Here is a 25,960-nt window from a genome sequence, read left to right on the forward strand (position 1 = left end):
CGGGTGGGGATCCGCCTCAAGGAGCAGGTGAGGGCTGCTCGACGGCGCAGGAACGAGTGAGGGAGGGACTGGTACATGCTCGGCGACGGGAATCAGATGACGGGCTGTGTGCCGCAGGGCGCGCCACCCGACGACGCACTGCTCGTCGTGCGGGCCGGAGAGGGCGACGAGGAGGCCTTCGAGGTGCTGGTGCGGCGACACAGCCCGGTCATGCTCCAACTGGCCGCCCGACTCCTCGGCGACCGGACGGACGCGGAGGACGCGGTGCAGGACGCCTTCGTGAGCGCCTGGCGTAAAATCCCCGAGTTCCGCAGAGACGCCTCGTTTCACACCTGGCTCTACCGGATCGTCACCAACCGCTGTCTCAACCGGCTCAGATCCCGCAGGCCGTCGGCGGACCTGGACTCGGTGCCCGAGCAGGCCGCTCCCGACCATCAGGCATCGCCCGCCCGAGCCGTGGAGTCGCGCGCAGCTGCCCATGCGCTAACCAAAGCGATGGCAGACCTGTCGCCCGAACAACGGGTCTGCTGGGTGCTGCGGGAGATGCAGGGACTGTCGTACGAGGACATCGCGGCGACGGTTGGAATCAGTCTGCAGGCGGTCCGCGGCCGGGTGTTCCGGGCCCGCCGCCACCTGACGGAGGCGATGAGCGCATGGCGATGAGCGCCAATCCGGACCGGCCGGAAGACCACCGGTACGAGGAAGAGGACGAGCGTCTGCCCTGTGGGCGGCTGCTCATGGACGTCTGGGACGCCTGGGACACCGGCCGGTTTACGGGCGACCTCCACCTCGACGACTGCCCATTCTGTTCGACGGCTCTGGCCGACCTCGCCGACCTCGGCGAGGCCGTGCGCCGAACGGGCGCCGCTGAGCCCGGGATACCGGACGCCACGGCCGTGACCGCCCGTGTGATGGACCTCGTCAGGCTCGAACTACGGCCGGGGCGACCGCTCCCGCTCGGCGATCCGGGGGAGGACGGCTGGATGGTCGAAGCGGCGGCCGCACGCCTGCTGAGGGCGGCCGTTGACGCGCTGCCCGGAGTGCGGGCCGGAAGCTGCCGGGTCCTGCCCCTCGATCCTGCGGATCCGGCCGGACCCGTGCGCACACGGGTCGAGGTGGCGGTGAGCACGCAGTTGCCCATGCAGGACGTCGCTGACGCTGTACGTGTTCGGATCGCCGAGGTCTCCGACCGGGACATCGGCGTCCGCCTCGCCTACACCGACGTGCTCGTCGTCGACGTCTTGGACGGGGACATCGACCACAGGACCGCCGTGGGCAATTCCGGTGATGCAGGCGGCGACGGCCAGGAGACGGGAGTAGTGCGATGACGGCGAACACGTTCCAGGAGAGGATCGCTGCTGTCGCCGCCGAGGCGGCACGAGGGGTGCCGGGGGTGGCCTTTCTGCGTCCTGCGGTGGCCGACCTGTTGCGTACCCGGATCGCCGAGCGTGCGCCGCTCCGCGCCCCGGTGAGCGGGGTCGCACCGGGAACGCCGGGTGTGCGGGTGAGCAGGGATGAGGCCACCGGCCGCTGGCGCATCGACATACGGCTGGTCCTGCGGCGCGGCCACCGGGCGCTGGACGTGACCCGGGCCGTCCGGTCCACGGTGCTGGCCGGGGTACCGGGCGACCTGGAGGCCTCGGTACGGGTCACGGTGATGGGGGTGGTCTGACGAGGATCTGGTGCGGCGGGCCACTGGACCTGGGGGCAGAGGAGCCGGAGGGTTCAGGGGCCGAAGGAGTCAAAGGCTGGAGGAAGCAGAGCTCAGGGAAGGAGGGCCCCGGGGGAGGAGTGAGGAGGTAGGACGCGGTGGGAGGAAGAACCCGGGGAAAGAAGCCTGGAGGGGCCCGGAGGGAGACGGTGCCCCGGGAGGGGGAGCTAACGAGGCCGGGGGAGGGGGTGATGAGGACGGTGGTCCACTGGTCGGTGGGCGGCGATGGACCCGGCAGAGAGGCTGGCGATGCGAGCGGCCGAGAGAGGAAGGGGCGGGCGCCGTCCGGCCCCCCCCGGCGCCCTCCTTGACCCTCCCTCAGGGTGCCACTCCCCCGTACGCTCCTGGGATGCCGCCGAGAGGGCCTTCGCGACGGCGGTCACGTCACCCCGGTTCCCGTACACCGGTGTGCCGGGCTGCTGGCGCCAGGAGTCGTCCAGTCCTCCGGCGTCCACGGTGTCGAAGCCCAGTTCGTCGATGAGGTCGCGTACGGCCTGCTTGGCCACCGCGTCGTCCCCGGCCACCGGTAGGGCCTGCCGTCCCGAGGTGCCCTGCGGCAGTCCCCGGTCCAGGATGTCCTGGGCGTACGTCCCGTTGAAAGCCTTGATCACGGAGTGCCCGATCTGCTGCTCGGACCACCGGCTCTCGGGCGTCCTCGATGGCGGCGATCCGGCCGTCGCGTTGCGGATAGGAGTTTCCGGTGTTGATGACCGCGACGTTCTCCGCCGCGTCCCTCAGAAAGCCGTCCGGTAGATCGGGTACGGCCCCGAGCGGTACGGTCACGACGACGATGTGAGCGTCTCTCGCCGCATCGGTCGCGGCTGCCGGTGTCGCCCCGGTCTCCTCGGCGAGGGCGGTCAGTGTCTGGGGGCCGCGGGAATTGGCCACCGAGACCTCGTGGCCGAGAGCCGTCAGACGGCGGGTCAGGTTGCCGCCGATGTTTCCCGCGCCGATGATGCCGATCTTCATGATCTGACCTTTCGATGCCCGTCGAGTGGAGAGGAGCGGCTCTGCAGGTTCACCAACTTCTGTCCCCAGGGGTGATATTCCGTCGTCGGGCGAAGGAACATCTGAAGGGCTCGCTGGCGTTGACGCATTCTTCTGCTGTCCGCCGCCGACGCGAGGAGCGTGCCCATGTAGGCCATTTGAGTGTCCTTGTCGACCGCCCCTGCCGGGTGGGGAAGGATGTCCCACCGCACCGATCACCGCGGGTCCATTCTGGTCGCCGAGTCTGCACGGGCCGTCGATCGAAGGAGTGTCTTAGTGACGACGAGGGGCATCTCGCAACCGGGTGAGATCGATGCCGCAGACCAGGATGACGTCCTGGTACGGCGCAAGGAGCCGGGAAACGTCGTCATCAAGTGGATGACCACCACGGATCACAAGACGATCGGCACGCTCTACCTCGTCACCTCCTTCGCGTTCTTCTGCGTCGGAGGACTGTTGGCCCTGGTGATGCGCGCCGAACTCGCACGGCCCGGAACACAGTTGATTTCGAACGAGCAGTTCAACCAGGCGTTCACGATGCACGGCACGATCATGCTGCTGATGTTCGCGACGCCGCTGTTCGCCGGATTCGCGAACTGGATCATGCCGCTCCAGATCGGCGCACCCGATGTGGCGTTCCCGCGGCTGAACATGTTCGCGTACTGGCTGTATCTCTTCGGCTCGCTCATCGTCGTGGCGGGCTTCCTGACCCCGCAGGGCGCGGCCGACTTCGGCTGGTTCGCCTACGCGCCGCTGAACGACGCGGTCCGCTCCCCGGGGATCGGCGCCGACATGTGGATCATGGGTCTGGCCTTCTCCGGCTTCGGCACCATCCTCGGCTCGGTCAACTTCATCACCACGATCATCTGCATGCGCGCCCCCGGCATGACGATGTTCCGCATGCCGATCTTCACCTGGAACGTCCTGCTGACCGGTGTCCTGGTCCTGCTGGCCTTCCCGGTGCTGGCCGCCGCGCTGCTGGCGCTGGAGGCGGACCGTAAATTCGGCGCCCACGTCTTCGACGCCTCCAATGGCGGCGCATTGCTGTGGCAGCACCTCTTCTGGTTCTTCGGCCACCCCGAGGTGTACATCATCGCTCTGCCGTTCTTCGGCATCGTCACTGAGATCTTCCCGGTCTTCAGCCGCAAACCGGTCTTCGGTTACATCGGCCTCGTCGCGGCCACCATCGCCATCGCGGGCCTGTCGGTGACCGTGTGGGCGCACCACATGTTCGTCACGGGATCCGTGCTGCTGCCGTTCTTCTCCTTCATGACGTTCCTCATCGCCGTGCCGACCGGGGTGAAGTTCTTCAACTGGATCGGCACCATGTGGAAGGGGTCCATTTCCATGGAGACCCCGATGCTCTGGGCTGTCGGATTCCTCATTACCTTTCTCTTCGGCGGTCTGACGGGCATCATCCTGGCCTCGCCCCCGATGGACTTCCACGTCTCCGACTCGTACTTCGTGGTCGCGCACTTCCACTACGTGGTCTTCGGCACCGTGGTCTTCGCGATGTTCGCCGGATTCCATTTCTGGTGGCCGAAGTTCACCGGGAAAATGCTCGACGAGCGGCTGGGGAAAGTGACGTTCTGGACGCTGTTCGTCGGCTTCCACGGGACGTTTCTGGTCCAGCACTGGCTGGGCGCCGAGGGTATGCCGCGTCGCTATGCGGACTACCTGGCGGCCGACGGCTTCACCGCCCTGAACACGATCTCCAGCATCGCGTCGTTCGTGCTCGGTCTGTCGCTGCTGCCGTTCTTCTGCAACGTTTGGAAGACCGCCAAGCACGGCGAGAAGGTCGCGGTGGACGATCCGTGGGGGTACGGCCGCTCGCTGGAGTGGGCGACTTCCTGCCCGCCGCCGCGGCACAACTTCGTCACGCTGCCGCGGATCCGCTCCGAATCCCCGGCGTTCGACCTGCACCATCCCGCTTTCCGCGCCCTCGACGACACCGACAACCGTCCGCAGGAATCCACGGTCGTCGCACCGGGTGACAAGCAGGAGTGAGGGTGGCCCCGCCACTAAGAATCCGATCAACAGCCGACAGCCCGACAGCCCGACGGACAAGGAGGACGGGTGAAACGTGACCAGGAAAGCGCCCGAGGTCTGGCCCAGTTGGAGGGCTATCTGCTGTGGAACGCCGAGGTCGAGGGGGCACGCCGGCAGGCGCGAAGTTTCACCGGCCAGTTGCCCTGGCTGACCACGGCACAGCGTGAGGACGTCGAGCGGGTGTACACCGCCGAACGTGTCACCGCGTCCCGCGAGTCGTTCACCCGCATCCGCGACCGAGCCGAAGAGTTGCGCGAGGAGTACACCGAGCGCTATGCACGGCTGCGTACTCGCTGTGTCGCCGTCACGGCCGTGACGGCGGGCGCGGCCATTGGGCTCTGCGCGGCGTTGACGTTCCTGCTGCGCTGACGCCGTGCAGTACCGCCGCCCGGTGCGGCCCAAGCGGGCCCGGCGCGACCGACGGGCCCGGCGGGGCCCGCACCTGCCGTACCGTGTTGCAGCCGTCAGCCGTCAGCCGTCAGCCGTCAGCCGTCAGCCGTCAGCCGTCAGCCGTCAGCCGGCCCGCCACCGTTCAGCTGAGCTCGAGCCCGCCCCACCGTCACGCGTGACCACGCTCACCACCGCCATCCGCCACGGCCCCGCCACCCTTAACCGACTCCGGTCCCGTCGCTCAGTGGCGTACCAGGCAGAACGGGTGGCCTGCCGGGTCGGCGTACACGCGCCATCCGCGTTCGTCGTCCGCCGCGTCCAGCAGCGTCGCCCCTCGGGCCATGACCTGCCCGTGGGCCTGCTCTAGGTCGGCGACACCGAGGTCCAGGTGCAGCTGCTGGGGTGGATCCTGGCCGGGCCAGCGCGGTGGCCGGTGACCCGCCACCCGTTGGAAGGCCAGGACGAGCCCACCGGGTGTGTGCAGCGTGGACCAGTCCGCGTCGCAGTCCCACCGCCGGTCGGGTCGGTCGACCTCCCCGCCGAGCAACGACGCGTAGAAGTCGGCCAGCGTCCCGGGATCGGGACAGTCGAGGACCACACACTGGAGTTCAGTGATCATCGCCGCATCCTAAGCCGTGATCCCGCAAGCCCGTAGGTCAGCGGGCGCCGAACTTCTGCGTCCATACCGGACCACCGCCCGAGTCCTGCTTTCCCACACCGATCTCCTTGAAGGAGCAGTTGAGGATGTTCGCGCGGTGGCCCGGACTGTCCATCCACGACCGCATCACATCGGCCGGGGTCCGCTGTCCCTTGGCGATGTTCTCGCCGTAGGTGGACCAGCGGTATCCGGCGGCCGTGATCCGGTCGCCCGGGTCCGTGCCGTCCGGCGAGGTGTGCGAGAAGTAGTCGCGGGCCGCCATGTCTGCGGAGTGCCGTTGAGCCGCGGTGTTCAGCTTCTCGTTGACGCTCACCGGCCCGCAGCCCTCCTTCGCGCGTTCCGCGTTGACCAACTCGGTGACCTGCGCGGCGGTGCCCGCCGGAGCGGGAGGTGCGGGAGCGGGAGGCGCGGGAGCGGGCGGCGGGGGAGCGGTGCTGGGGGCGGGCGGCGGGGTGGCGCTCTTCGTCGGCTTCGCCGTGGGCGTACGTGAAGCGCTGGCCGACGGCGAGGCACTGGCCGACGCGGAGGCCGAGGAAGAGGCCGACGCGGACACGGAGGGCGAGGCGGACGCGGCGGCGGATGTGGGGACCTGGGTACGGGGAGCCGGAGCGTCGGCGGTGACCGTCGTCGCGTCCCGGTCTCCGTCATCCGTATACAGGTGCACCGCCGTGCCCCCGGTGCCCAGGGCCGCGACCGCGATCACCGCGGCGACGGCCGAGTTCCGGCGCCGCCGCCGGGCCTGTTCCCGTCTGCGTTCCGCCCGGCCCGCTCCGTGGGCGTCCGATCCCGGCATCCGTCCGTACGCGGTGGTCGTCAACAGCTCCGGCGTGGCCGCACCGGCCGGGGACAAGCGGTCGGGCGGCAGGACACCGGCCGCTGCCAGCAGCTCCGGGTGCGCACCCGCCCCGGCCGCGGCCGCCACCGGCACGAGCGCCAGCCCCACCAGCAGTCCCTCGGCGGGCACCAGCCCCGAACCGTGGCCCGAGCACACCGTGCACTCACGGGCATGCCGCGCCACCCGCTTGCGCCACAGAGCGGAGGGCACCCCGTCCCATCCGGCGATCAGATCCTCCAGCAGCACGCACGGCGGGTCCGCCGCCAACGCACCCACCACGACCCTGGCCGCCTCCAGCTGGGCCTTCATCCGCTGCACCCGCACGGCGGTGTGCTGCGGGGTGAGCTCCAGCGCGGCGGAGACCTCGGCCCGCGACAGATGCCCGGCGGTCTCCAGCCACCACAGGGACAGCAGAGCGCGGTCGTCCTCGTGCAGCCACCGCGTCGCCTCCGCCACCTGCCGCCGCTGGCCGGTCAGCCCCAGCTCCAGGATGGTCAGCTCCACGAAGTCCGCGCGGGGGTCCGGAGGGTCGTAGGTACCGTCCAGCCGGTCGGCGGGGATCGCTCCGGACTGCCGGTCGCGCCAGTGCTGGCGTATCTCGTTCATGGCTATCGCCACCAGCCAGGAACGGAACCGTTGCGCATCACGCAGTTCGGGCAGGCCACGCAGCATCCGCAGCACCGTCTCCTGCACTACGTCGTCGACATCCGTATGACCGTCCAGCGCACGTCCGACGACGTTGTACAGCAACGGCAGATATGCCGCGACGAGCCGGTCCTTGGCCTGCTGGTCGCCGCCGCGCGCCGCGGCGACCAAAGCCGTCGGGTGATCCTTGCCCATGCTGTGCTCACTCTTCCGGGGTCCGGTGCTGTCACTTCCCACACTCGGGAGATGCGGTGCGGGCGGGACGATAACAAGAATCCGGCGGACAACCCCGAGAACCCCGGCCGCACGCACCGGTCCGTGCCACGGAATGTTCTCCGTGGCACGGACCGATGCGCGGGACAGGGCCGCGGAACAGCCGGCCGGTCTACGGTTCGGCCATCCGGTGGCCCGCGGGCCAGCTCAGGCGCGCGGCGGGCCGTCCTGGTCGCGGTCCGACCCGAACTGCTGCTTCAGCCTGTCCTGGGCCGTGTCGACCTGGCCCTTGTACTTGCCCTGGGTGCGGTCGTCCACCATGTCTCCGGCCTTGTCGATGCCCTTGCCGGCCTGGTCCTCGTGGCCCTTGAGCATCTTCTTGATCTTGTCCAGTGCGGACATGCGTCCTCCTCGTCGACTCGCCCCCGCTCATCAAGGGTCACCGCACCCGGCCCGCCCCGCATCCGCGCGAACCCGTTCGCGGGAGGAGCCCCCCGAACCGTGGCGGGCGGCCGGAAGTGTGAAGCCGCACCGACTGGGCAGATACCGGGTGACCATGAGGAGGTGGTGGCAATGGGCCGCATCCGAGTCGTTGTCCGTCGTCCCCCGCCCCCGTCGGGGCCGCCCCCGCTAGATCTCCGCACCCCGTCCGGCCGTCCCCTGCCCTACTGACGCGCACGCGCCCACAGCCCCGGCCCGGGAGGCGGGATCGCCTGTCAGGCCGGGGCTGTCAGTGCTCCGGCCCCGGTCCGGCGCCGTGCTCCGGGTGCGACCCCTTCCCGGAGGGGCGCTCCGGTCCGCCCCCGTGGCCGTGCCGCGCGGCCGGTCCTGATAACGGAACCAACTGCTCCACCAGGGCTTCCAGTTCCTCCACCGCGCGCTCGGTCTCCAGGCGGATGTTCCGGTGCTCCGCGACGATCGCCCCCAGCAGGAGCGCGGTGAGCGCCACACACCCGTTGAGCACCGACAGGTTCGCCATGATCTCCATCAGGGTGTGACCCGCGAACGGCCCGAGGGAGTCCGTACCGGCGACGATCGCGAACACCGACACGACCAGGGCGCACGGGGCGCTGCCGGGCAGCTGGAAGCGCAACGCCGCCCAGATGATCACCGGGAACACCAGGTAGATCATGGACAGCGAGCTCCGGGTGGCGATCAGCGAGGCCAGCACCACGGCCACCGCCAGAACGGCGGCCTCGGGCCATCGGTCCCCCAGCCGGGGCAGCCGGGCCCGGGGCAGGACCAGCAGAACCGGCGTCACCACCAGGACCCCCATCGCGTCCCCCGCCCACCACGACGACCAGACCAGCCAGAAGCGTCCCGGTGGGATCTTGTCGTCGGCCAGCAGGGTGACACCGCCGATGGTGGCGCTGACCAGCATCCCCGTGAACGCCCCCAGGAAGACCAGACAGATCCCGTCCCGCAGCCGGGCCAGCTCACTGCGGAATCCTGTCCTCCGGAGCAGGGCGTACGCGGTCAGGGGAGCGATGGTGTTGCCGAGCATGATCGCCAGGCGGCTCAGGTCGAAGGCGTCGCCGATGTCGGCGACGGTGACCAGCGTGCCCAGCGCGATCCCCGGCCAGATGCGGACCCCCAGGCACAGCAGCGCGGCGAGTGCGATGCCGGTGGGTGGCCAGAGCGGTGTCACGACGGCGCCGTCCACGACCACCTGGCGCATCAGCCCGAGCCGCCCCGACAGGTAGTAGGCCCCGGTCACTCCCAGGACCTGCGCCACGTACACGGCCCGTCGTCTGGCTTGTCTGCTGCGGATCACAGCACTCATCAGACACCGACCCCGGCGGGGAGGCGGCTGGTGACACGCGCGCCGTCCTCCGGCGTCACCGAGGGCCGGTTCAGGCGGTGGCGTGCCGCAGAACGAGTACGGCGGCGTCGTCCTCGTGCCCGGTCAGCTCCGCCGCGCCCAGAACCTCGTCGGCCAGCAGATCCGCGCTCGCCCCCGCGTGTGCGGCGACCAGTCGGCGCACCCGCTCCAGACCGTCCTCGATCAGCAGCGACGGCCCCTCGACGACCCCGTCCGTGAGCAGCACGATCGACCCGTCGGACGCCAGGGCGTGCCGGGTGACCGGGTACTCCTCCCCGCGCTGGATGCCCAGCGGCATGCCGCCGGGATCCTCCGTGACACCGGACCGCCCGTCCACGGTGGCCCACACCGAGGCCACATGACCGGCGCGGGCGCTGTGCAGCTCCCAGGTGACCGGGTCCAGCCGCAGGAACGTGCACGTGGCGAAGAGCGCGGAGTCCACGGACACCAGAAGATCGTTCGTCCGCCCCATGACCTCGCCCGGGTCGGACGCCGTGCCCGCGATGGCGCGCATCGCGATCCGGATCTGGCCCATGAAGGCCGCTGCCTCGACGTCGTGGCCCTGGACGTCACCCACGGCGAACCCGAGGGTCCCGTCGGCGAGCGGGAAACCGTCGTACCAGTCGCCGCCGATGTCCAGACCATGCCGGGCAGGTGCGTAGCGGGCCGCCGACGCGAGCCCCGGGAGCGCGGGAAGGGCCGCCGGAAGCATCTCGCGCTGGAGGGCCTGCGCGAGTTCCACCCTCGCCTGATGGAGTTCCACTTCCCGCCGAGCGCGCGCAGTGAGGTTCTGCAAGGTGGTGAGCAGGTCCTCGGCGCTGACCGATCGGGGAGTCCGACGCCGGTTCATGGGCTGCTCCGCGGTGCGTTACGTCCCTGAATCATAGGGCGGGCGCCCCGGGGCTGCGACTGCGGAGCGCGCGATGCCGGGACCGGGCCACCGGCCTTTGCCCCGGAGCGGTGGGCGCGGTGAGGGTGGCCGGGCGCGCGGCGCGGAGCTGGGCCGCGCGCCGTGTCCGGGCGGGAGCGGAGGCCGGATGGACCCTCGTGCCGAGCCGTTGTCAGTGCCTGGTGGGATGCTGCCCGCATGGACGAGCTGATGAGGCAGCGACGGGTTTACGGCACCGATCACGACGACCCCCAGCCCGGCCCGAGGGCGGGCCACGAATACCGGGAGCTGGTCGGCGGCCCGCTCGACGGGCTGCTGCTCGACGTCACCGACTGGACCGAGTCCGAGCTGAGCGAGGGCGCCGGACTGGTCACCGAGATCGGCGCGTACGGGCCGGGCGGCCGGGCCGAGTACGGCCCGCGCTCGCCGGACAGCCACCAGTGGGACTGGCGTGGCGACGTGCGGTGAGGGGCACGGGTTCCCCCAGGGCGGGGGCGGCCGGAACCGAATCCGCGACGCGCGGTTCTGGAGCCCGGTGCACCGGGCACTGAGCCGCGTCCTTTCGCTGCGGGGGAGGGCCCGGCAGCCCTCCGGCCGCGCACAGGCGGATTTACGCGAGTACCTCGGCGGGCGATAGGTTGGCCGGTCATGTGGGCTATGAGCGCGGTCGGACACCGTCGGCTGGGTGCGGCAGGATCCCTGGCGGTCGCCGTGGGCGGCTGGTTCTCCGGGAAGCTGCCGGTCCACGACCCGTGGGGCCTCTGGGTCGACCACGGCTCGGCAGCCAAGGCGGCCGCAGCCGTCCTCGCCTACCTCGGGCTGACCGTCCTCGTCGTCGCCTGGTGGCAGTACGGCAAGAGCGCCTCCACCGTCCGCGAAACGCTCGTCACCCTTGCCTGGTGGACAGCCCCCTTCCTGCTCGCGCCGCCGCTCTACAGCGCTGATGTCTACAGCTACATAGCCCAGGGCGCGATGGTCGTCGAGGGGCACGACGTCTACACCGCCGGGCCCTCCGCCCTGGACCCCGGCGGCATCGGTGGCGACGCGGCCGCGAGCGTCGGCAACCACTGGCGCGACACCCCCGCCCCGTACGGCCCCCTCTTCCTGCTGCTGTCCGCCGCCGTCTCCTGGACCACCGGCGGCACGATCGTCCCCGCCGTCCTGGCCATGCGACTCGTCGCCCTCGCCTCCCTGGTCCTGATCGTCCGGTCCCTGGGCCGCCTGGCCCGCGAACACGGCCACGACGAGAGCCGCGCCCTGTGGCTGGGCGCCCTCAACCCGCTCCTGCTGATGCACGTGATCGGCGGCCTGCACAACGACGGGCTGATGATCGGCCTCATGCTCGCCGGAGTGGCGCTCGCCCTGCGCGGCCGCTGGATCCTCGGCAGCGCGCTCGTCTCACTCGCCATGATGGTGAAGTCCCCGGCGGCCGTGGCGCTGCTCTTCATCGGGATCCTCGTACACGCCTCCGCCACCGGCCCCCAGCCGCGGCGCTGGGCCAAGGGGCTCCTCGCGCCCGGCCTCGTCGCCTGCGCGGTCGCCGGGGGAGCGACGCTGCTCAGCGGCACCGGCTTCGGCTGGCTCCGCACCCAGGGCGTCGCCGCGAACATCCACACCGCCCTCTCCGTCCCCAGCGACATCGGGCTCGGCCTCGGCGAACTGCTGCACCTCCTGGCGGGGACCGATCCGGAGCCCGTGAAGTCCGCGGTCCAGACCCTCGGCCTGGTCGCCGCGATGGTGCTGATCCTCCTGCTGGCCCGACGCGCGATGCGGGGCATGATCACGCCCGTTCACGCCCTGGGACTCGCGCTGCTCGCCCTGGTCGCCCTCTCGCCCATGGTCCAGCCCTGGTACCTGCTGTGGGGCATGGCGGTCGTCGCCGCCACCGCGCCGTACGGCCGGGTCGCCACGGTCCTGATCGTGCTGTCGGCGGCCCTGGTGTACGAGACCCACCCCATGGGCGCCACCCCGCCCTACGGGTTCGTCCTGGCGGGCCTCGCCGCTGTGCTCGGCACCCTCGCCGTCCGCCGGGCCCCCGTCGTACCGCCCGGCGTCCAGCCGCCCGCCCGGCTCCCTACCACCGTGTCCGGGTCCGCGGCCGCTGTGCCTGCCCCAGCCGCCTCCGCGGACCCGGACCCCGCCCCGGCTCCGCGGAGCGTCCGGTGAACCATCACCTCGACGTGCGGGCGAGCCCTCCGCTACGCTGATCCGGTCCTGTCGTCTCCGATAGAGGTGGACGTTGCGCATCTGAGGTCCGCGATCATCACGCGGTACGGCTTCGGCCCGTACACGGTCATGGCGCTGTCGGCATCACTGCCGCCCATGACATCCGCGTGGATGCGACCTCGGTGCTGATCCGTCCCCGCCTTCGCAGGACCGCTCTCATCACCCTTCTTTTTTCTCCGGCCCGGTCGCCGCGTGCTGTTCGCCTACGAAGCCCCTGTTCCTCCCGCTTCCGCGACTGCGAGAACCCATGAGCCATCCCACCGCGCCCGGCGCCTCCGTGACCGCCTCCCACCTCACCTTCCGATGGCCCGACGGCACGAACGTCTTCGACGGCCTGTCCCTCACCGTCCCCCGGGGGCGCACCGGCCTGGCCGGTGCCAACGGCACCGGCAAATCGACCCTGCTGCGTCTGCTCGCCGGACAGCTCCGCCCGGCGGGCGGAACGGTCACCATCGGCGGGAGCCTCGCCCACCTGCCCCAGAACATCACCCTGGACACCCGCCTGCGGGTCGACGAGGCCCTCGGCATCGCGGAGCGGCGAGCCGCCCTGCGCGCCATCGAGTCCGGCGACGTACGGGAGGAGCATTTCGATACCGTCGGCGACGACTGGGACGTGGAGGAACGCGCCCTGGCCACCCTCGGCTCCCTCGGGCTCGGCGCCGTCGGACTGGACCGTACCGTCGGACAGCTCTCCGGCGGGGAGACCGTCCTGCTGCGCCTGGCCGCGCTGCTGCTGGAGCGCCCGGACGTCCTCCTCCTCGACGAACCCACCAACAACCTGGACCTCTTCGCCCGCCGCAGGCTCTACGACGCCGTCGACGCGTGGCGCACCGGCATCCTGATCGTCGTCAGCCACGACCGGGACCTCCTGGAACGCGTCGACCGCATCGCCGAACTGCGCGCGGGCGCCGTCAGCTGGTACGGAGGCGGCTGGTCCGCCTACCAGGAGGCCCTCGCCACCCAGCAGGAAGCCGCCGGGCGGACGCTGCGCGCCGCGGAGGCCGACGTACGGCGCCAGCGCCGCGAACTGGAGGAGACCCGCGTCAAGGTCGCCCGCCGCCAGCGCCACGACAGGAAGCTGGACGCCCAGCGCCGCGCCCCGCGCATCGTCGCCGGTGAACGCAAGCGCTCCGCCCAGGAGTCGGGCGACCGGCTGCGCGGACTGCACGAGGACCGTCTCGACGAGGCCCGCGAGCGCCGCGACGAAGCCGCCGAGGCCGTGCGGCAGGACGCCGAGATCCGCGTCGCCCTGCCGCACACCGCGGTACCCGCGGGCCGCACGGTCCTGACGGTGCGCGACCTCAGTCTCCCGTACGGACGGCTGCGCGGCGGCAGCCTCCAGGTGCGGGGGTCCGAACGCGTCGCGCTGGTCGGCCGGAACGGAGCGGGCAAGACGACCCTGCTGCGTACGCTGACGGGGGAGGTGGCGCCCAGTTCGGGCGAGGCCACGGTGTCCGTACCGCTGAAGTTCCTGCCGCAGCGGCTGGACGTCCTCGACGACACGCTGAGCGTGGCCGAGAACGTCGCCCGCGCGGCCCCCGGCACCACCGACAACCAGATCCGCTCCCAGTTGGCCCGGTTTCTGTTCAAGGGAGCCCGCGCGGAGCAGCCCGCGGGCACCCTCTCGGGCGGCGAGCGCTTCCGTGCCGCGCTCGCGGCGACGATGCTCGCCGCCCCCGCCCCGCAGCTGCTGGTGCTGGACGAGCCGACGAACAACCTGGACCTGGCTGCCGTGCGGCAGTTGACGAGTGCGCTGGACTCCTACGAGGGGGCCCTCGTCATCGCCAGTCACGACCTGCCGTTCCTCGGTTCCGTCGGCATCACCCGCTGGATCCTGCTCGGTGAGGAGCTTCGGGAGACCAGCCCGGAGGAGGTCCACGCCGAGCTGTCCGGTGCGCGGGGGCCACGGGGGGACGCGGCGGGCACGGGCGTCCAGGCGGGCACGGCTGCTCAGGGGGACCAGGAGGTCCGGGCGCGGGAGTCCGGGGAGGGTTCTCAGGCCGCCTCGTAGTGGTGGGCCCTCCCGCCTCGCCACTCCACCCAGACCGCGTTGTCGAGGATCTTGTCGGGTTCCTCCAGGCCGGCCTCGGTCAGGAACACGATGACGTCGTGGTCGCTGTGGGCCAGCCCGAGTATCTCGTCGCGGCCCTCGTAGTGCACGGACACCCGGCGGCCGCCCGACGGGGTCGGCCGGTGGATGACGATCGGGGGATTTGCCATGGGTCCACCCTGCGCCGCGCCCCGCCCCCGCGCATCCCCGGCCCGCACGATCCGGAACGCCACGGAATGCGCCCGGCCCCGGGCGGCCGCCCCGGACCGGTCGCCCCCGTGCCGCGCGCGGGGGCTCAGCCGTGGCCCGGGGCCAGTTCCACCGTTGTGGTGACGCGCACCAGGGAGGGGGTGCGCGGGGCGGAGCCGAAGCCGAAGGCGACCGGCGGATCGAGCGGCGCGAGGGCGCCCAGCTCCGCCCCGTCCCACCGGGCGTCCGCCGCCAGCACCGGCCGCAGGTCCCGCGCCCCGTACCACTCCCGCCGTCCCGAACCGGCGCTGCCCAGGGTGCGCACCCCGGGCATCAGCAGCCGGGCCGGGACATCGCACACCCGCGCCCACAGCGGGCTCCGGGCGAGCGGGGCCGGGACGGCGGACAGGAGCAGACCGAGCGCGGAGCGCCGCCCGGCCCGCAGCCGCAGCTCCAGCGGTCCCGCGTCGACCCGCCAGGTCGCCCCCGTGACGCCGACGGCCACGGGGACCACCTCGATACGGTCGAAGCGGTACGTCGCGGCGACGAAGTCCGCGACGCGGCGGGAGGGCGCGAGCAGGAGCCGTTCGCCGTCGGGGCGCTCGACCATGACATCGCTGAACGCCCCGAGGGGCGAGCGCGGCCAGTGTCCGACCACCAGCCGAGTGCCCGAGGAGGTCCCCACCCCGGCGATCCAGCCGTCGAACCGCAGCCGCCCGCCCGCCTTGCCCCCGGCCGTCCCGCTCACTCGAAGCGGGACGGGTCGCCGGCGCCCCGGCGCACGATCTCGGGCTCGTCGCCGGAGAAGTCGATGACGGTGGTCGGCTCCGTGCCGCAGTCGCCGGAGTCGACCACGGCGTCCACCTCGTGGTCGAGCCGTTCCTTGATCTCCCAGCCCTGCGTCAGCGGCTCCTCCTCGTCCGGCAGCAGCAGGGTGCTGGAGAGCAGCGGTTCGCCGAGCTGGGCTACCAGGGCCTGGGTCACCACATGATCGGGGATCCGCACGCCGACCGTCTTCTTCTTCGGGTGCATCAACTGGCGGGGCACCTCCTTCGTGGCCGGGAGGATGAAGGTGTAACTGCCGGGCGTCGCCGCCTTGATGGCGCGGAACACGTCGTTGTCGACGCGGACGAACTGCGCCAGCTGCGCGAAGTCGTGGCACACGAGGGTGAAGTGGTGGCGGTCGTCGAGATTCCGGATCGACCTGATCCGGCCGATGCCGTCGCGGTTGCCCAGCTGGCAGCCGAGGGCGTAGCAGGAGTCGGTCGGGTACGCGACGAGCGCACCGGAGCGGATGCTGTCGGCCACCGTGGCGATGGTCCGCGACTGGGGGTTTTCGGGGTGCACGTCGAAGTACTTGGCCATTCGCCGAGCTTACGCGTTCGGGGCGGGCCCGTGAGGAGGTCCGGTCGGACCACCGGACCGCGGCCCCCGGGGGCGTGTACGGCGGCGGCCCGCCGCGCGGTGACGCGCGACGGGCCGCTCCGGCTCCGCTTCCTGGCGGGTTCCCCGCGGGTCAGACCGCGGCGGCCCCCACCAGTTCGTCCAGCACGTCCTCCATCGTCACGAAGCCGATGACCGTGCCCTTGTCACCCGCGACGGCCGCGAGGTGCGTGCCGGCGGCCCGCATCGCCGTGAGGGCGTCGTCCAGCGGGGTGTCGATCTCGACCCGGATGACGGGGTGGATCGCGCTCGTCGGCAGCGGCTTGGTGCGCTCCGCGACCCCGAGGGCGTCCTTGATGTGGAGATAGCCCAGAATCTCGTCGTCCGGTCCGGTGACCGGCAGCCGGGAGTATCCGGAGTCGACAGCGGCACGCTCCAGACCCTGCGGGGTGATGCCGAGGTCGACCGTGATCGTCCGGCCGAGCGGGACCATCACCTCGCCGATCGGCCGGGTACCCAGCTCCAGGGCATCCTGCAACCGTTCGCCGTCGGCCGGGGCGAGCAGGCCGGCGTCGCTGGAGTCCTTCACCAGCCGGACGAGTTCGTCGTCGGTGAACACCGAGGCGACCTCGTCCTTGGGCTCGACCTTGAGCAGCCGCAGCAGCATGTTGGCGAAGGCGTTGATGCCGAAGATCACCGGGCGCAGCGCCCGGGTGAGGGCCACCAGGGACGGGCCGAGCGCCAGGGAGGTGGCGACGGGGGCGGCCAGCGCGATGTTCTTCGGGATCATCTCGCCGATGAGCATGTGCAGGTAGGTCGCCAGCGTCAGCGCGATGATGAACGCGATCGGGTGGACCAGCGGTCCCGGGACGCCGATCGCGTCGAACGGCGGCTCCAGCAGATGCGCGATGGCCGGTTCGGCGACGGCGCCGAGCACCAGCGAGGAGATGGTGATGCCGAGCTGGGCGGTCGCCATGGCTGCCGACAGGTGTTCGAGCCCCCACAGGGTGCTCCTGGCGCGTCGGCTGCCCCGGATGGCCTGGGGTTCGATCTGGCTCCGGCGGACCGAGATCAGGGCGAACTCGGCGCCGACGAAGAACGCGTTGGTCAGGAGGGTGAGCGCGCCGATGGCGAGCTGGATGGTGGTCATCGGGCTTCCTCCTCCACGAGGGCCATGGCCGGAGCGGGGGCGGTGATCCGGACCCGGGCGGCCCGGTGGTGCTCGATGTCGAGCACGTCGAACTGCCAGCCGTCCAGCTCCAGCCGGTCCGTGCGGACGGGGATGCGGGCGAGCCGCGTCGCGAGGAGACCCGCGAGCGTCTCGTAGGGGCCCTCCGGTGCGCCGAAGCCGATCCGGTCGAGCTGGTCGAGGCGGATGCTGCCCTCGGCCTCCCAGACCTGCCGGCCGTCGCCGAGCGGCTCCGCGGGGGCCAGGTCGGGGCGCTCGTGGGGGTCGTGCTCGTCGCGGACCTCCCCGACGACCTCCTCCACGATGTCCTCGACGGTGGCGACACCCGCGGTGCCGCCGTACTCGTCGATGACCACGGCCATGGTGCGGTGCTTGCGCAGCTGGGCGAGCAGCCGGTCGACCGGCAGCGAGTCCGGTACCCGCAGGGGCTCCGTGGCCAGCGCGGTGACCTGGGTCCTGGGCCGCTCGGACTCCTCCAGGGCGAGGACGTCGCGGATGTGGACCGTGCCGATGACCTCGTCCAGGCTGTCGCGGTAGACGGGGAACCGGGAGAGACCGGTGGCCAGGGTGAGGTTGGCGGCGTCGGCGGCCGTCGCGTGGGCCTCCAGCGCCCGCACGTCGACGCGCGGTGTCATCACGTTCTCGGCGGACAGCTCCGCCAGGTTCAGCGTGCGGACGAAGAGCTCGGCCGAGTCCTCCTCGATGGCGCCCTCGCGGGCCGAGTGCTCGGCGAGCGCGATCAGCTCCTGCGGCGTACGGGCGGAGGCCAGCTCCTCGGCGGGCTCCAGGCCCAGCCGTCGTACGAACCGGTTCGCGGAGTTGTTGAGGTGCCGGATCAGCGGACCGAACGCCGCGGTGAACGCGCGCTGCGGGGTGGAGACGACCTTGGCGACCGTCAGCGGGCTGGAGATCGCCCAGTTCTTCGGGACCAGCTCACCGACCACCATGAGGACGACGGTGGACAGGGCCACACCGAGGAGGGTGGCGACCGTGGACACGGCGCCCGACGGAAGTCCGACGGCCTCCAGCGGGCCGCGGAGCAGTACGGCGATGGAGGGCTCGGCGAGCATGCCGATGACCAGGGAGGTCACCGTGATGCCGAGCTGGGCGCCGGAGAGCTGGAAGGTGAGCCGCTTGGCGGCCTTGAGGGCGCTTTCGGCGCCGCGCTCACCGGCCTGTGCGGCACGTTCGAGTTCGCCGCGCTCGATGGTCGTCAGCGAGAACTCGGCCGCGACGAACACCGCGCAGGCCAGGGTCAGCCCGAGGGCGAGGAGGAGCAGTATCACTTCGCTCACCGTGTCACCTCCGTCCCCTGGTGCGCCGGGGCAAAGATGACACGGTTCGTACTGGGAGGCTCACCCATTGCGGTACCGCAGCTCCTTCTCGGTTCGGTGGGGCCTGGCGATGGTGAAGGGCGGGTGTGCACCCGCCCCCATTGATAGTAAAGGGAGCGCAAATCAAAGGGGAGTGGCGCGCATCACACAGGGTGTCACCTGGGGAAAGAATCCTGGTGGTGAAGGGGTGCGGTGAACCGGGAGCGCGCCGGTGATCTTGGTGGCTGGAACTGTGCGTACCGGTCTCCCGCTTGGGAAACCCTTTACCCTCGCGGGCGGTTTCGCCCGGCGGGGAGGTGTGGGCCTCCCCGGTCATACCCGTCACGGTTCCACACCGTCACAGAAGGAGCGGACGCCGCCCATGGTGTTCAAGAAGTTGCTCGGAGCCCTCGGAGTCGGCGGCCCCTCGGTCGACACCGTCCTGCCGCCCGGCGCGGCCCTGCCGGGCGGGCCACTGTCCGGAGAGGTCCGCCTGCGCGGCGGCGGGAGCGACGCGACCATCGACCGGATCACCCTTCTCCTCGTCGCCCGGGTGGAGGTGGAGGGCCAGGAGGAGGAGAGCGAGGGCACGGTCGTCCTCGACCGCTTCACGGTCGGCGGCGGTTTCCGGCTGACGGCGGAGAGCGAGCCCACCGTGCCGTTCACCGTCACCCTGCCCTGGGAGACGCCGATCACCGAACTCCACGGCCAGCACCTCGGCCCCGTCCTCGGCATCCGGACCGAACTGGAGATCGCCGGGGCGCGCGACAAGGGCGACCTCGACGCGCTCGCCGTGGGCCCGCTCCCGGCCCAGGAAGCGATCCTGGAGGCCTTCGGCCAGCTCGGCTACGGATTCAAATCGGCCGATCTGGAGCTCGGTCACATCCGGGGGACCGGCCAGCAGCTCCCCTGCTACCAGGAGATCGAGATCCTGCCGCCCGCCGGGCACGCGCACGCCGTGAACGAGATCGAGGTGACCTTCCTCGCCTCCCCGGGCGGCCTGGAGGTCGTCATCGAGGCGGACAAGCGTGCCGGGCTCTTCACCGAGGGCCACGACACCGTCCACCGGTTCACCGCCTCCCACCACACCGCCTCGCAGCCCGAGTGGAACGAGCGGGTCGACGGCTGGCTGAAGGAGGTCGTCGCCGGACACGCGGCGTACGCGGCCCCGTCCCCGTACGGCGAACACCACGGTGAGCACCACGGCGGCCATCACGGTGAGCACCGCCGCTCCGGTCCGGGTGCCGGTGCGGTGGTGGCCGGAGTCGCGGCGGGCGTGGCCGTGGGCGTCGTCGGAGGCATGGTCGCCGCCGAGGTCGTGGACGAGATCGGTGACGCCTTCGAGGGCGATGAGGACGAGGAGGGGGGCGAGGAGGGCTGACCCGGCGGGCCGCGCTCCGGCCCCCGGCGCTCCGGCGGGCCGCGCTCGCGCCCCCGGGGGCGCTTCTAGGCCAGCCGGTCGGTGAGGGTGTCCAGGTCCGGTACGAACCAGACGTCCCCGCCCCGGTTGGCCTCGCGCACGAGGTCGGGCAGAGCCGCGCTGGCCGCGAGGTGGCGGCCGATGTCCCCGACGATGACCAGACGCAGCCGGTATGTCGAGAACTTCTGCAGCACGTCCCCGGCGAAGCCGCTGCTCAGGTCGTAGAACCGGTCGTCCAGGCGCCCGGCCGGCACGGCCACCACCTCCGCCCCCTGGAAGGCCGCACCGATCAGCTGGTCGAGGGCGTCCTGAACAGTCGTGATCGGCGCGCCGGCGGCGTCACACACCAGGACCGGTACGCCGTGGTACTCGACGATGACGTCAGCCACGGTCCGCTCCCCGCCCGTTCTCCGGGGTGGGGAACAGGCCGGTGTCCGGCCCCACCACGCTGTCGATCAACCGCAGCAGCTCAGCGGTGTCGGCGGCACCACCGAGGACGACGATCTTCATCCGGGCTCGTTCCTGCTCGTAGATGGTCTGGACGCGCAGGGGGTCCGCAGTGTCCCGTCCGGACCCGGCGCTCGCCGTGACCAAGGTGCTCAACCGGTACGCCGCATCGGGACCCACCTGGTCGATCTGCACGATGCTGGACACCTCCAGTCGTCCCGGGGAGGCGGCGGGGGACGGTTCCACCTCGGACGTCCGGCCGGTCAGGGCTTCGAAGTCCTCCCGGCTGATCCGGTACTGCTTGCCGATCCGGACGGCCTTGAGCTTCCCGTCGCGGACGTAGTTCCGAACGGTCCGCACATGCAGCCCCAGCTGATCGGCGACCTCGCCGATCGAGTACCACTCCTGCTCGACACTCTTCATGATGCCGAAAACTACCGTAAATGGCCCTTGAGTGGGAGGGCTGATGGCCTATGAGGTTGTTTGAGGAATGCAGGAAGGGGTGTGCTCCGCCATCCGGGCGTACGTCGGCGGGGAATCGCAGCGCCCGGGTAGGAGGTGCGCGAGCCGCTCACCGGGCGCCGCCGCGCCGGGCGGACCCCGGGAGCACGTCCGGAAGGAACCTCCGCCATGAACGCCCACTCGCGGCAGCCCGACCCTTGGCACCAGCGGCCGGAAGGCGTCAGCGACGCCACCGTCGAAGCCCTCGGGGCCCTGTCGAAGGCACTGGAGACCACCGAGCGGGCCCGCGGCGCCCTCTACGACTTCCACCAGCTCACCGGCAGCGCCGACCTCGCCCTCGACGACGCGGTCCGTCTGCTCCGGGAGGCCGGGCACACGGAGCGGGCCGACGAGGTCCAGCGGGAGATCGTCGGGCGCAACGTCATCCCGGGGCACTGGACGTTCCAGATCGTCGAGGAGTACAACGCCACCTACTACGACGTTTTCCGGGCGATCGAGCAGGGCATCAGGCAGGACCTCGCCGAAGGCCGTGACCATCTCCACGAGGCCGAGATGAAGGAGGCCCGCCGCACCACGTCCCACCCCGGCCGCACCGCCGACTGACAGCGCGGTCCCACCGACGTGGCGAGGACCGGTCGGGCCGGAATCCCCCGGGATGCTCACCGAGCGTAGCCGCACGAGATGCGGGCGGGGCCGCCGCCGGTGACGCTGGGGCTCCGGCCGCACATCCGCCGCCGGCATTCCCTACGACGCCGGTCGTGCGCGTGACGCCGGTCGCCGACGGAGGACTCACGACGGAGGAACCCATGAACCTGCCCGACACCCCCGTGGAACGAGCCCGCCGCATCCGTGAGCGCGCCGAGGAACTGGACCGCGCCGCCGACCGGGCCACCGACCCCGAGCACCGCAGCCGACTGCGGGAGAAGGCCCTGCGGCTGCTGCGCGAGAACCCGGCGGCAGAGCCACGGGCGTAGGGGCGTCCCGTCGGCCGGGCCGCGCCGCCGCGGGCCTCGGGCGCACGCGGCACGGAGAGCACCGGGCCCGCAGCCAGGCGACCCGGGGTCAGCCCGCGGGTGCCACCGTGGCTCCCTCGATGCCGTGGCGCTTCAGTGCCTCGGCGACGAAGCCCGCCGCCTTCATCTCCTCCACGAACCCGGCCAACAGGTCCTGCGCCGCCTGGCCCCGCCCCGCAGGGGTACCCATGGCCTGCTGGATCACCATGAACCGGCCCGGCAGCACCCGGACCCCCGGAGCCCGCGCGGCCTCAGCCTCCAGCAACTGCCGGATTCCGGCCGCCACTTCGACCTCGCCCGAGCGCAGGGCGGCGAGCGCCGGACCGGCTCCGGGGAACCGGACGATCTCCGCGTCCCGGATCTCGCGCGTCAGGAACAGGTCGTAGGCGGACCCCGAACCGACCGAGATGCGGGTCTCCGCGCGGTCCACCTCCCCGTTCCCGGTGACCGGCGACGCGTCGGACACCAGGTACCCGCCCTCGATGAGCACGTACGGGGCGGTGAACCGCAGGCCCTCCCCGCGCGCGGGGTCGACGGCGAAGAAGCCGATGTCGGCCCGGTCCGCCCGCACCGCCTCGACGGACAGCGCGGCCCTGTCGTACGTCGTCAGCTCGACCGGGACCCCGAGGCGACGCCCGAACTCCCGCGCCAGGTCGACGGAGACACCGGCCGGTTCCCCGCTCGCCCTGTCCCGGCCCGCCAGGATCGGGTTGCCCAGATTGATGGAGACCCGCAGGACGCCTTCGGGCGCGAGCGCGGAGACGAGGGCGGGGGAGACCGGCTGCTGAGTCATGCGGCCGAGTGTACGAGCCGGCCCGCCGCCTCCCCCTCCGCGCAAGCCCCCCGGGGGCTCAGGCGCCCACCGTTCCGTCGACGCCCTCACGCAGCAGGTCCGCGTGCCCGTTGTGGCGGCCGTACTCCAGCAGGACGTGCACCATGACCATCCGCAGCGACACGTCCCTCTCCCAGCGGATCTGGTGGCCCACCAGATCCAGCGAGACCGCGTCCCGTTCGATGCGGCGCGAGGTCTCCACCTCCGCCTCCCAGGCCGCGAACGCCTCGGCGCGGTTGGACGCGCTCGCGTCGTACGCCGCCTGGAAGTCGAAGGCCCGGTCCGACCAGACCATGGGCGCGTCCTCGTCCTCGAACACCCGGCGGAACCAGGCGCGCTCCACCTCCGCCAGGTGACGCACCAGAGCCAGCAGCGAGAGCGTCGAGGGCGGCATGGACCGCTCGCGCAACTGCTCGTCGCTCAGCCCGGCGCACTTCATGGCCAGGGTCGCGCGGTGGTAGTCGAGAAAGGCCCGCAGCGTCTCGCGCTCACCGCCCAGGAGCGGGGGCCCGACCCGGTCGTCGTTCGTCATGATGATGTTCCTCGGTTCCGTGGTGCCGGCCGACAGTATGTCCGTCCCGAGGTCCCCGGGCAGCCGGGTTTCCGGGCGGCGCACTCCGGGGGTGCCGGGGCTCGCGGGCGGCCCGGCCGGTCAGGGGAGCCGCACCTTCACCGTCTGCGTCGCCCCGCGCGTGCCCGAGAGGTCGCCGAAGACCAGGCGCAGTGCGGCCCCGGTGGCCGCCGACGTGACCGTCGGCGGTTTCGACACGACCGAGGCGACCGCCCGGTTCCAGGTGAGCGTCAGGCTCGTCCGCATCCGCATGGGGTCGCTGACGCACACCGTGGCCGTGCCGTCGCCGTGCTCGGTGACCAGCACCGAACAGGGGGCGTCCGCCACCAGCGGCCCGACCGTCCCGCCGAACCAGAAGTTGACGGCGCTCACCCCGAGCGAGGGGACGGCCACCCCCTGCTGGTCGTCGGTGTTGGCGAGCACCCGCAGCCAGGTACTGTCCGCCGCCCGCGCCGCGGTCCGCTGCTCGGTCGCGCCCGGCAGCAGCTGGTAGGCGTACGAGCCGTCCGACGGGTTGATGCCGTGGTCGAACCAGAGCGTGAGGTAGGTGCGCGAGAGGGGGTCGGTGGAGCCCGCGGTGTTGATGTCGCGCCAGCGCCCGGTCCGCTTCTCGCGCAGCGCCTTCACGGTGGCCCCGCCGGGGAAGACGTACCCGCCGTGCCCGCCCAGATGGGCCCAGGAGGCGTCCGTGAGCGTCGCCGACCAGGGGGCGGTGACCGGTTGGGCCGAGCCGTCGACGGTGAAGGGGGCGCTGCCCGTCGGTCCCAGGTTGCGGTTGTCGGCCGTGCTCTCCACGGCCGCGCCGTCCCGGCAGTGGATGCCCGCGCCCAGGCACACCACGGTGTCGTCGAGGAAGAACCACGACTTCTTCGCCAGCAGCGTGCTCGACAGCCCCTTCAGGTACTGCCCGACCGCCGCCCGCTTCGTGTCGCTGGCCCCGCCCACCCAGTTCACATCGGGCAGGGCGACCCCCCAGTCGCCGCCCGCGCCGTCGGCCAGGACCCTGCGCGACGCGGTGATGCCGGGCAGCCGGTACGGGTCGACGGTGGGCCAGAAGGCGTCGCTGTACTGGCCGTTGGCGAAGGTGTCGCCCCACCAGTACAGCATCCCGTTCCCGGTGTGCCAGCCGCGCAGATTCTCGCCGTTGCCGGTCTCGTAGTACGTGATCCGCTTGTCGGCCATGCTCAGGGCCGCCGCCCAGCCGGGGCGGCGGTGGGTGGCGCGGGCCATGTCGGGGAAGAGGCGGTGGCCGTCCGGCTCGGGGGGCGCGGTGAGCGAGGCGTCGTCCAGCACGTTCGCGATCCGGGCCAGCGCGGTCAGCCCGAGCGAGGGGTTGCCGAGCGGCGGGCTGTAGTAGTCGCGGCGGGCCCAGCCCTTGACCAGCCCCCGCCACCGTGTGTTCTCCGCGGCCGACGCCCCCTGGCCGAGCAGCACGATCGACGCGAGGATCGGATGGCCGCGCCGGTGGTCGTCGACCTCGCCCCGGCTGATCGCCCGGCCCGCGACGGAGTCCATGACCAGGCCGTTGTAGAGGAACGGGGCCCAGGCGTTCTCCACCGCGTCGAACACCACCTGCCGCTTCGGGTCGGTGACCTCCCACGTGGTGCCCTTGAGCAGCGCGAACAGCAGCCCGAGGCCGCCGAGCATCACCGATCCGTAACTGCCGGTGTAGGGCACGGTGGTGTGCTGGATGAACGAGCCGTCCGCGTAGAGCCCGTCGCCCTTGGTGACCAGGGGGAAGACGGGGGAGAGGGCGTCCCGGGCCAGCGCGATCTTCGCCGCCGTCCCGCCCACGGCTCCCCGCAGCGCCAGCACCCGGCACAGGTCGACCCGGTTCGCGCCGGTGCTGGTCCCGGTGTACGAGGCCACGGCGGAGTCCGGTACGAAATGGTCGACGGCGGCGCAGTAGCGGGTCAGCCGCGCCGGAGTGAGGGCGTCGTACATCAGCACGCACACGTCCAGCAGGGCCTGGGGCGCCCCGATCTGCCAGCTGTACCAGTTGCCGTAGCGGGCCTGCCCGGCTTTGTACACCTGGGTGTTGAGGTGGTCCAGACCCTGGATCACGGCGTCCCGCAGCCCGGCGTTCCCGGTCAGGCCCGTGCCCTGCTGGCGGTAGGCCTGCGCCATGGTGCTGAGGCGGATGAAGCTGTCGGCCATCCGCCCGGAGAGGACGTACGACTCGGGGTCGGTGTCCGGGTCCGGATCGGCGAACACGGCGTCGGGCCACAGCGACCCGTCCGCCGGGGCCATCGTCTCCAGCAACCCCCGGGCCTTCGAGCCGAGATCGGCCAGCCGGCTCCGGAACGGCTCGGCGGTCGGGCTGAAGCCCTCGCCGAGGATCAGCGTGTTCCAGGTGGCGCGCAGGGCGGCGTACGGGTCGTCCGCGACGGCGGCGCGGGGCGCGGCCACCGTCAGCGCGCCACTGCCCGCGGCGCTGAGCGCCGCGGAGGTGGCCAGAAAGGTACGGCGGGACCAGGCAGAAGTCATGGGAGTGCTCCGGGTCGGTGACGTGTCTCCTGCGGGAGCCGGAGCGCCTGGTTCCTGCCGTGGCGCTGACCGCTCCCGACATCCGACTGTTCTGATCGGGCGGGCACTTTCTAGCAGCCACCGGCTGACTCGCTCAATAACCTTGGCCGAATTGATCGTATCGATCGAATCTCGGGGCG

At 71.7% G+C, this 25,960-nt stretch carries 26 protein-coding genes and 1 pseudogene; 11 read left to right on the plus strand and 16 right to left on the minus strand.

Going from position 1 to position 25,960, the window contains the following annotated elements; genetic code table 11:
* The first annotated feature begins 75 nt into the window (after positions 1–75).
* Genes ACIRRU_RS15465 through ACIRRU_RS15475 form a run of 3 tightly spaced genes read left to right on the plus strand, consistent with a single transcriptional unit; the run spans position 76 to position 1,672 of the window.
* Positions 76–663: an RNA polymerase sigma factor gene (locus ACIRRU_RS15465; protein ID WP_403680328.1), complete on the plus strand. Its 588-nt coding sequence runs from the start codon at positions 76–78 to the stop codon at positions 661–663.
* Complete coding sequence (locus ACIRRU_RS15470; protein ID WP_403680331.1) at positions 654–1,328, plus strand: hypothetical protein; 675 nt, start codon at positions 654–656, stop codon at positions 1,326–1,328. The genes ACIRRU_RS15465 and ACIRRU_RS15470 overlap by 10 nt, the downstream gene beginning before the upstream one ends.
* Positions 1,325–1,672 carry an Asp23/Gls24 family envelope stress response protein gene (locus tag ACIRRU_RS15475; RefSeq protein WP_403680334.1) on the plus strand — a complete coding sequence of 116 codons (348 nt, stop codon included), beginning with the start codon at positions 1,325–1,327 and terminating at the stop codon, positions 1,670–1,672. Before ACIRRU_RS15470 ends, ACIRRU_RS15475 begins: the two co-directional genes overlap by 4 nt.
* A gap of 359 nt (positions 1,673–2,031) precedes the next feature.
* On the opposite strand, the pseudogene ACIRRU_RS15480 reads toward ACIRRU_RS15475, so the two are convergent.
* Positions 2,032–2,680 (minus strand): annotated as a pseudogene (locus ACIRRU_RS15480) (NADPH-dependent F420 reductase); the annotation flags it as partial.
* A 294-nt stretch (positions 2,681–2,974) separates the two neighbouring features.
* Here ACIRRU_RS15480 and ctaD point away from each other — a divergent pair.
* Positions 2,975–4,705, plus strand: coding sequence for a cytochrome c oxidase subunit I (gene ctaD, locus ACIRRU_RS15485; RefSeq protein WP_403680337.1), 1,731 nt, complete (start codon positions 2,975–2,977; stop codon positions 4,703–4,705).
* A 69-nt stretch (positions 4,706–4,774) separates the two neighbouring features.
* Positions 4,775–5,116 carry a hypothetical protein gene (locus ACIRRU_RS15490; protein WP_403680340.1) on the plus strand — a complete coding sequence of 114 codons (342 nt, stop codon included), beginning with the start codon at positions 4,775–4,777 and terminating at the stop codon, positions 5,114–5,116.
* 262 nt (positions 5,117–5,378) lie between these two features.
* Here ACIRRU_RS15490 and ACIRRU_RS15495 read toward each other — a convergent pair whose 3' ends face one another.
* From ACIRRU_RS15495 to ACIRRU_RS15515, 5 genes are all read right to left on the minus strand, one after another.
* Complete coding sequence (locus tag ACIRRU_RS15495; RefSeq protein ID WP_403680343.1) at positions 5,379–5,756, minus strand: VOC family protein; 378 nt, start codon at positions 5,754–5,756, stop codon at positions 5,379–5,381.
* A gap of 37 nt (positions 5,757–5,793) precedes the next feature.
* Positions 5,794–7,470, minus strand: a complete 1,677-nt coding sequence (locus tag ACIRRU_RS15500) for a sigma-70 family RNA polymerase sigma factor (RefSeq protein WP_403680346.1) — start codon at positions 7,468–7,470, stop codon at positions 5,794–5,796.
* A 225-nt stretch (positions 7,471–7,695) separates the two neighbouring features.
* Positions 7,696–7,890 (minus strand): antitoxin, encoded by a 195-nt coding sequence (locus ACIRRU_RS15505; RefSeq protein ID WP_363205338.1) that lies wholly within the window; start codon positions 7,888–7,890, stop codon positions 7,696–7,698.
* Positions 7,891–8,218: 328 nt separating this feature from the next.
* Positions 8,219–9,262, minus strand: coding sequence for an MASE1 domain-containing protein (locus tag ACIRRU_RS15510; protein ID WP_403680743.1), 1,044 nt, complete (start codon positions 9,260–9,262; stop codon positions 8,219–8,221).
* Between the two features lie 79 nt (positions 9,263–9,341).
* On the minus strand, positions 9,342–10,160 hold the full coding sequence (locus ACIRRU_RS15515; protein WP_403680348.1) for a PP2C family protein-serine/threonine phosphatase: 819 nt from the start codon (positions 10,158–10,160) through the stop codon (positions 9,342–9,344).
* A gap of 237 nt (positions 10,161–10,397) precedes the next feature.
* Between ACIRRU_RS15515 and ACIRRU_RS15520 the strand changes: the two genes are divergently transcribed.
* The 3 genes from ACIRRU_RS15520 (at position 10,398) to ACIRRU_RS15530 (ending at position 14,436) form a co-directional block, all read left to right on the plus strand.
* Positions 10,398–10,667 (plus strand): hypothetical protein, encoded by a 270-nt coding sequence (locus tag ACIRRU_RS15520; RefSeq protein WP_403680351.1) that lies wholly within the window; start codon positions 10,398–10,400, stop codon positions 10,665–10,667.
* A gap of 180 nt (positions 10,668–10,847) precedes the next feature.
* The gene (gene mptB / locus ACIRRU_RS15525) at positions 10,848–12,365 is read left to right on the plus strand and encodes a polyprenol phosphomannose-dependent alpha 1,6 mannosyltransferase MptB (protein WP_403680354.1); all 1,518 of its coding nucleotides are present in this window, start codon (positions 10,848–10,850) and stop codon (positions 12,363–12,365) included.
* 307 nt (positions 12,366–12,672) lie between these two features.
* Positions 12,673–14,436, plus strand: coding sequence for an ABC-F family ATP-binding cassette domain-containing protein (locus ACIRRU_RS15530; RefSeq protein WP_403680356.1), 1,764 nt, complete (start codon positions 12,673–12,675; stop codon positions 14,434–14,436).
* On the opposite strand, the gene ACIRRU_RS15535 is transcribed toward ACIRRU_RS15530, so the two are convergent.
* From ACIRRU_RS15535 to ACIRRU_RS15555, 5 genes are all read right to left on the minus strand, one after another.
* Positions 14,421–14,645: a hypothetical protein gene (locus ACIRRU_RS15535; RefSeq protein WP_403680359.1), complete on the minus strand. Its 225-nt coding sequence runs from the start codon at positions 14,643–14,645 to the stop codon at positions 14,421–14,423. The two genes, ACIRRU_RS15530 and ACIRRU_RS15535, sit on opposite strands and share 16 nt — an antisense overlap.
* 125 nt (positions 14,646–14,770) lie before the next feature.
* Positions 14,771–15,412 carry a hypothetical protein gene (locus ACIRRU_RS15540; RefSeq protein WP_403680362.1) on the minus strand — a complete coding sequence of 214 codons (642 nt, stop codon included), beginning with the start codon at positions 15,410–15,412 and terminating at the stop codon, positions 14,771–14,773.
* Complete coding sequence (locus ACIRRU_RS15545) at positions 15,409–16,029, minus strand: L-threonylcarbamoyladenylate synthase (RefSeq protein ID WP_363205331.1); 621 nt, start codon at positions 16,027–16,029, stop codon at positions 15,409–15,411. The genes ACIRRU_RS15540 and ACIRRU_RS15545 overlap by 4 nt, the downstream gene beginning before the upstream one ends.
* 151 nt (positions 16,030–16,180) lie before the next feature.
* The gene (locus tag ACIRRU_RS15550) at positions 16,181–17,197 is read right to left on the minus strand and encodes a hemolysin family protein (protein ID WP_363204704.1); all 1,017 of its coding nucleotides are present in this window, start codon (positions 17,195–17,197) and stop codon (positions 16,181–16,183) included.
* The gene (locus ACIRRU_RS15555) at positions 17,194–18,531 is read right to left on the minus strand and encodes a hemolysin family protein (RefSeq protein ID WP_363204705.1); all 1,338 of its coding nucleotides are present in this window, start codon (positions 18,529–18,531) and stop codon (positions 17,194–17,196) included. The genes ACIRRU_RS15550 and ACIRRU_RS15555 overlap by 4 nt, the downstream gene beginning before the upstream one ends.
* A gap of 400 nt (positions 18,532–18,931) precedes the next feature.
* Here ACIRRU_RS15555 and ACIRRU_RS15560 point away from each other — a divergent pair, with 400 nt between their 5' ends.
* A complete protein-coding gene (locus ACIRRU_RS15560) occupies positions 18,932–19,930 on the plus strand; it encodes a sporulation protein (RefSeq protein ID WP_403680365.1) in 999 nt (332 codons plus the stop codon).
* 65 nt (positions 19,931–19,995) lie between these two features.
* On the opposite strand, the gene ACIRRU_RS15565 is transcribed toward ACIRRU_RS15560, so the two are convergent.
* Both ACIRRU_RS15565 and ACIRRU_RS15570 read right to left on the minus strand, forming a co-directional pair.
* Positions 19,996–20,358: a DUF4180 domain-containing protein gene (locus tag ACIRRU_RS15565; RefSeq protein ID WP_403680368.1), complete on the minus strand. Its 363-nt coding sequence runs from the start codon at positions 20,356–20,358 to the stop codon at positions 19,996–19,998.
* The gene (locus tag ACIRRU_RS15570) at positions 20,351–20,839 is read right to left on the minus strand and encodes a helix-turn-helix domain-containing protein (RefSeq protein ID WP_403680371.1); all 489 of its coding nucleotides are present in this window, start codon (positions 20,837–20,839) and stop codon (positions 20,351–20,353) included. The genes ACIRRU_RS15565 and ACIRRU_RS15570 overlap by 8 nt, the downstream gene beginning before the upstream one ends.
* A gap of 207 nt (positions 20,840–21,046) precedes the next feature.
* On the opposite strand from ACIRRU_RS15570, the gene ACIRRU_RS15575 reads away from it, so the two are divergent.
* Positions 21,047–21,481, plus strand: coding sequence for a hypothetical protein (locus ACIRRU_RS15575; protein ID WP_403680374.1), 435 nt, complete (start codon positions 21,047–21,049; stop codon positions 21,479–21,481).
* A 203-nt stretch (positions 21,482–21,684) separates the two neighbouring features.
* The gene (locus ACIRRU_RS15580; RefSeq protein ID WP_403680376.1) at positions 21,685–21,852 is read left to right on the plus strand and encodes a DUF6381 family protein; all 168 of its coding nucleotides are present in this window, start codon (positions 21,685–21,687) and stop codon (positions 21,850–21,852) included.
* Positions 21,853–21,940: 88 nt separating this feature from the next.
* Here ACIRRU_RS15580 and ACIRRU_RS15585 read toward each other — a convergent pair whose 3' ends face one another.
* From ACIRRU_RS15585 to ACIRRU_RS15595, 3 genes are all read right to left on the minus strand, one after another.
* Positions 21,941–22,684, minus strand: coding sequence for an ABC transporter substrate-binding protein (locus ACIRRU_RS15585; protein ID WP_403680379.1), 744 nt, complete (start codon positions 22,682–22,684; stop codon positions 21,941–21,943).
* A 58-nt stretch (positions 22,685–22,742) separates the two neighbouring features.
* Positions 22,743–23,255 carry a DinB family protein gene (locus tag ACIRRU_RS15590; protein ID WP_403680382.1) on the minus strand — a complete coding sequence of 171 codons (513 nt, stop codon included), beginning with the start codon at positions 23,253–23,255 and terminating at the stop codon, positions 22,743–22,745.
* A 120-nt stretch (positions 23,256–23,375) separates the two neighbouring features.
* The gene (locus tag ACIRRU_RS15595; protein ID WP_403680384.1) at positions 23,376–25,781 is read right to left on the minus strand and encodes a polysaccharide lyase 8 family protein; all 2,406 of its coding nucleotides are present in this window, start codon (positions 25,779–25,781) and stop codon (positions 23,376–23,378) included.
* Between the last annotated feature and the right edge of the window lie 179 nt (positions 25,782–25,960).

Source organism: Streptomyces sp. NPDC101181, from assembly GCF_044767975.1.
GTDB lineage: Bacteria > Actinomycetota > Actinomycetes > Streptomycetales > Streptomycetaceae > Streptomyces.

Excerpts from the sequence above, each read along its gene's own strand:
- ACIRRU_RS15580 (WP_403680376.1), top strand. The coding sequence starts at position 21,685 with ATGAACCTGCCCGACACCCCCGTGGAACGAGCCCGCCGCATCCGTGAG.
- ACIRRU_RS15590 (WP_403680382.1), bottom strand. The coding sequence starts at position 23,255 with ATGACGAACGACGACCGGGTCGGGCCCCCGCTCCTGGGCGGTGAGCGC.
- ACIRRU_RS15545 (WP_363205331.1), bottom strand. The coding sequence starts at position 16,029 with ATGGCCAAGTACTTCGACGTGCACCCCGAAAACCCCCAGTCGCGGACC.
- ACIRRU_RS15470 (WP_403680331.1), top strand. The coding sequence starts at position 654 with ATGGCGATGAGCGCCAATCCGGACCGGCCGGAAGACCACCGGTACGAG.
- ACIRRU_RS15560 (WP_403680365.1), top strand. The coding sequence starts at position 18,932 with ATGGTGTTCAAGAAGTTGCTCGGAGCCCTCGGAGTCGGCGGCCCCTCG.
- ACIRRU_RS15500 (WP_403680346.1), bottom strand. The coding sequence starts at position 7,470 with ATGGGCAAGGATCACCCGACGGCTTTGGTCGCCGCGGCGCGCGGCGGC.
- ACIRRU_RS15520 (WP_403680351.1), top strand. The coding sequence starts at position 10,398 with ATGGACGAGCTGATGAGGCAGCGACGGGTTTACGGCACCGATCACGAC.
- ACIRRU_RS15595 (WP_403680384.1), bottom strand. The coding sequence starts at position 25,781 with ATGACTTCTGCCTGGTCCCGCCGTACCTTTCTGGCCACCTCCGCGGCG.
- mptB (WP_403680354.1), top strand. The coding sequence starts at position 10,848 with ATGTGGGCTATGAGCGCGGTCGGACACCGTCGGCTGGGTGCGGCAGGA.
- ACIRRU_RS15505 (WP_363205338.1), bottom strand. The coding sequence starts at position 7,890 with ATGTCCGCACTGGACAAGATCAAGAAGATGCTCAAGGGCCACGAGGAC.
- ACIRRU_RS15585 (WP_403680379.1), bottom strand. The coding sequence starts at position 22,684 with ATGACTCAGCAGCCGGTCTCCCCCGCCCTCGTCTCCGCGCTCGCGCCC.
- ACIRRU_RS15570 (WP_403680371.1), bottom strand. The coding sequence starts at position 20,839 with ATGAAGAGTGTCGAGCAGGAGTGGTACTCGATCGGCGAGGTCGCCGAT.
- ACIRRU_RS15575 (WP_403680374.1), top strand. The coding sequence starts at position 21,047 with ATGAACGCCCACTCGCGGCAGCCCGACCCTTGGCACCAGCGGCCGGAA.
- ACIRRU_RS15465 (WP_403680328.1), top strand. The coding sequence starts at position 76 with ATGCTCGGCGACGGGAATCAGATGACGGGCTGTGTGCCGCAGGGCGCG.
- ACIRRU_RS15530 (WP_403680356.1), top strand. The coding sequence starts at position 12,673 with ATGAGCCATCCCACCGCGCCCGGCGCCTCCGTGACCGCCTCCCACCTC.
- ACIRRU_RS15495 (WP_403680343.1), bottom strand. The coding sequence starts at position 5,756 with ATGATCACTGAACTCCAGTGTGTGGTCCTCGACTGTCCCGATCCCGGG.
- ACIRRU_RS15550 (WP_363204704.1), bottom strand. The coding sequence starts at position 17,197 with ATGACCACCATCCAGCTCGCCATCGGCGCGCTCACCCTCCTGACCAAC.
- ACIRRU_RS15515 (WP_403680348.1), bottom strand. The coding sequence starts at position 10,160 with ATGAACCGGCGTCGGACTCCCCGATCGGTCAGCGCCGAGGACCTGCTC.
- ACIRRU_RS15475 (WP_403680334.1), top strand. The coding sequence starts at position 1,325 with ATGACGGCGAACACGTTCCAGGAGAGGATCGCTGCTGTCGCCGCCGAG.
- ACIRRU_RS15535 (WP_403680359.1), bottom strand. The coding sequence starts at position 14,645 with ATGGCAAATCCCCCGATCGTCATCCACCGGCCGACCCCGTCGGGCGGC.